At 54.6% G+C, this 3,153-nt stretch carries 4 protein-coding genes and 2 rRNA genes; 5 read left to right on the top strand and 1 reads right to left on the bottom strand.

The features are described from left to right. The 5 genes from rrf (DMP05_RS09580) to mobB all read left to right on the top strand — a co-directional run. Window positions 1-109: ribosomal RNA gene (gene rrf / locus DMP05_RS09580) — 5S ribosomal RNA — on the top strand; the annotation flags it as partial. Window positions 110-276: 167 nt separating this feature from the next. Then, complete coding sequence (locus DMP05_RS09575; RefSeq protein WP_123220229.1) at window positions 277-567, top strand: YerC/YecD family TrpR-related protein; 291 nt, start codon at window positions 277-279, stop codon at window positions 565-567. A 38-nt stretch (window positions 568-605) separates the two neighbouring features. After that, window positions 606-720 (top strand): 5S ribosomal RNA (rrf, locus tag DMP05_RS09570). Between the two features lie 424 nt (window positions 721-1,144). After that, window positions 1,145-1,540, top strand: coding sequence for a molybdenum cofactor biosynthesis protein MoaE (locus DMP05_RS09565; protein ID WP_244595124.1), 396 nt, complete (start codon window positions 1,145-1,147; stop codon window positions 1,538-1,540). Beyond that, the gene (mobB, locus tag DMP05_RS09560) at window positions 1,533-2,774 is read left to right on the top strand and encodes a molybdopterin-guanine dinucleotide biosynthesis protein B (RefSeq protein WP_123220228.1); all 1,242 of its coding nucleotides are present in this window, start codon (window positions 1,533-1,535) and stop codon (window positions 2,772-2,774) included. Before DMP05_RS09565 ends, mobB begins: the two co-directional genes overlap by 8 nt. 127 nt (window positions 2,775-2,901) lie before the next feature. Here the strand turns inward: mobB and DMP05_RS09555 are convergent. Continuing rightward, on the bottom strand, window positions 2,902-3,153 hold a 252-nt coding region (locus DMP05_RS09555), incomplete at its 5' end, for a transposase (RefSeq protein ID WP_211326886.1).

Below are 3,153 nucleotides of genomic sequence, written 5' to 3'. Positions count from 1 at the left end.
GACCACAGAGGCGGGGATCACCCGATCCCATTCCGAACTCGGCAGTTAAGCCCGCCTTCGCCGAAAGTACTGCAGCGCCAGGCTGCGGGAGGACAGGGCGTCGCGCTCATGCAGGGCGCTTCCGCATTTTCAGGGCCTTACGGCCCTTTTTTGTCGCTTCGTTCAAAGCGCCGTTTACGAGAAAATACCGCCGTTGTGACGGTTTTATTTTGCGGCCATACTTTAGTGAGCTGCAGTACAATAGTATTGTTTCACGAATACAGAGAGGATGGATTGATGAGCAACTTGCGTACTCCCGAGGTCGAAGACTTGCTTGAGGTCCTTTCTTCTATGTCTGACAAGGATCAACTTTACGCTCTGTGCGAAGACCTGTTCACGATTCGTGAAATGAAAGAAACATCGCAGCGTCTTTCGGTTGCTCGTTTGCTCGATGGTGGTAAGCCATACACCGCCATCGCTGAAGCGACGGGCGCCTCTGCGACGACAATCGCTCGTGTTTCGAAAGCGCTTAATTACGGCAGCGGTGGTTATCGCTATGCTCTTGACATGCTTGGTGAGAAACAGTAATATCCATTTTTGCATATGCGGGCGAGAGCGCCCTGCATGAGCGCGACCACAGAGGCGGGGATCACCCGATCCCATTCCGAACTCGGCAGTTAAGCCCGCCTTCGCCGAAAGTACTGCAGCGCCAGGCTGCGGGAGGACAGGGCGTCGCGCTCATGCAGGGCGCTTCCGCATATTAATGGGCCTAAGGGCCTTTATTTTTTGTTGTGCCGTTTTGCGGCATGTCGCCTTGTGGCCTGCTCCAAGTTTCAGTTCATTCCAGTGTGTTTGAGCCCCCGAAAGAAGCCCCCCTGCTTTCTAGTTCATTCGCTTTGCTGCATGCTGCGCATTGTCTCTTACGAGTTGTTGTCTTATGGAGAGACTGATACCCCTTTTACACTTTGCGTTTTCTTTTTAGCCCGTGCTCTGTTGTCATTTAGGTATTATTGACCTATAGACGTTATGAAGCCTCTATGAGGGGCGGAAAGGGGAAATCATGACGATGAACGATATTTCTGATATCGCTTGCAATGATCAAGGCTTTGATGTTGCGGTAGATTTGGGACCCGGCTGGCGCATCGATGCCGGCGCTGAGCCTTCAATGGACGCGTGGCTCAATAAGGCGAAGCAAGATTCGAATGCTTCTATGGTGGGTATGTATCTCACCCATAATGGCATCGTTCGAGAGACGCCGCGTGCTCAGGTGCGTGCGACGAATGCCGCCGAAGCAGCCGAGGGTGCGGCTCTTGGCAAGGTTGCGACAATCGACTTCTCGTACAATACCGATGGCTTGATCGAGGCTGTGAAAGCCGCTCGTAAGCTTCCCGGCGTTTTCTATATTCGCGTGTGGCTTAACGAAGGCACGCTGAAAGTCGGCGACTCTATTATGTATGTTCTTATCGGTGCGGATATTCGCCCGCACGCTGTCGATGCTTTGCAGCAGCTTGTTGGCGTTATCAAGAATGACCTTGTTGTTGAGCACGAGAATTATGAATAAAGTTTCATTGGGCGCAGCTTCGGGCGAGTCGTCTGAGGAGCACGCGAAGCGCGATGGGCGCATTCATCGTCCAAGTCCAGCTGTTGCTTTCGTCGGTCGTCATAACTCGGGTAAAACAACATTGCTTGTTCGGGTGATTGCCGAGCTTGTTTCGCGGGGGTTTGATATCGGGTCGATTAAGCATCACGGCCATTGTGATTTCGATATCGACGTGCCGGGAAAGGATTCGTATCGACACCGCGAAGCCGGTTCTCGAGATGTGGTTGTGGTTTCCCCGACGCGCATGGCGCGCATCACTGAACTCGACCATGAAATTGAATGCGACGATATCGTTTCGAGCATGCCTGACCATGATTTGGTGATCGTCGAGGGTTTTCGTCAAAGCGGCCTTGATGTGATTGAAGTGCTGCGTTCGGGAAACGATCGCGACCTTCCTGCCGCCGAGGAATACTGCGAAATCGGTACGGTGCGTGGCGTGACTCCAGTCGCTGTTGTGAGCAATATGGAAAGCGTGCACGCAGTGGCGAAAAGAAGGGGCACGCCCTCGTTTTCGTTAGAGGATATTGAAGGAATTGCCGATTTCTTGCAGGCTGTCTATGTTCGTCCGAAACTTACTGTCGCCATTCAGGCAGGTGGGGAATCGCGTCGCATGGGACAAAGCAAGGCGACGGTTCCCTTCTTGGGAGAGCCGCTTCTCACGCGCATTGTTGAGAGAGTTGCCTGCGCGGCTGACGAGTTGGTTGTTACGACGAATGAGGCATCGCGTCTTGGATTCTTGGGCGATTTGGACATCCCGTGTCCTTTGAAGCTCGTTCCCGATTCGTTCGAGAAGCGCGGGTCTCTTCAAGGGTTGGCCACGGCGTTTGGAGCGGCGTCCCATTCGCTTGTTGCCGTCATTGCATGCGATATGGTGTTCGCTTCGCCGCAATTGGCGATTGCCGAGGCGGCCGTGGCGCATTCCGAACGCGTTGATGCCGTGGTTCCATGCAATAAATTCGGATATGAGCCATTTCATGCGGTGTATCGTACGAATTCCTGCTTGGAGGCAACGCATGAAGCGCTCAGCCGCGGTTGCGTTCGTGCAAAGGACTTTTTCGATTTGGTGAACTTGCGGCCGTTTATGTCGGCCGAGGTAACTGAGGCGGTTCCTGAACGTGGATGCTTCATCAATGTGAATACCCCGGAAGAACTTGCCCATATTGAGGCGACCATCATGGCCGAAGGGGATAGGTAGTCGCGCTATTGTCGCGTAGGTGACAGCGGTCGTCCGAATGGATGGCCTGCTTGTGAAGAACGGCGGCCTGAATGAGGCGCTTGATTCTGCGGTACCGTCAATAGTTTTGCGCACTTTTAGCCAGCCGTCAGCATGACTGCTCCTTGAGAAGCGACACGTCCAGGTAGCGGCGCGATCCCCATTCGCTGTCGGCGACGTACTTCAGGCGGGCGGCTACCAGCATGAGCGCGGACTTGCCGTCGGGAAAGGTGCCGACCACGCGGATGCGACGGCGTATTTCCCTGTTCAGGCGCTCGATCGCGTTGTTCGTGCGGATGCGCCGCCAATGCTCGCGCGGCATCTCGCAGCACGCCAGCGTCTCGGCATACCCGCCGCGCAC

The organism is Slackia isoflavoniconvertens, assembly GCF_003725955.1.
Taxonomy (GTDB): domain Bacteria; phylum Actinomycetota; class Coriobacteriia; order Coriobacteriales; family Eggerthellaceae; genus Slackia; species Slackia isoflavoniconvertens.
Note: the sequence above shows the minus strand (reverse complement) of the source record. Positions and strands in the feature narration are given on the sequence as shown.

What these genes read in the sequence shown, in the direction of transcription:
- DMP05_RS09575 (WP_123220229.1), top strand. Translation starts at nt 277, where the DNA reads ATGAGCAACTTGCGTACTCCCGAGGTCGAAGACTTGCTTGAGGTCCTT.
- DMP05_RS09565 (WP_244595124.1), top strand. Translation starts at nt 1,145, where the DNA reads ATGGACGCGTGGCTCAATAAGGCGAAGCAAGATTCGAATGCTTCTATG.
- mobB (WP_123220228.1), top strand. Translation starts at nt 1,533, where the DNA reads ATGAATAAAGTTTCATTGGGCGCAGCTTCGGGCGAGTCGTCTGAGGAG.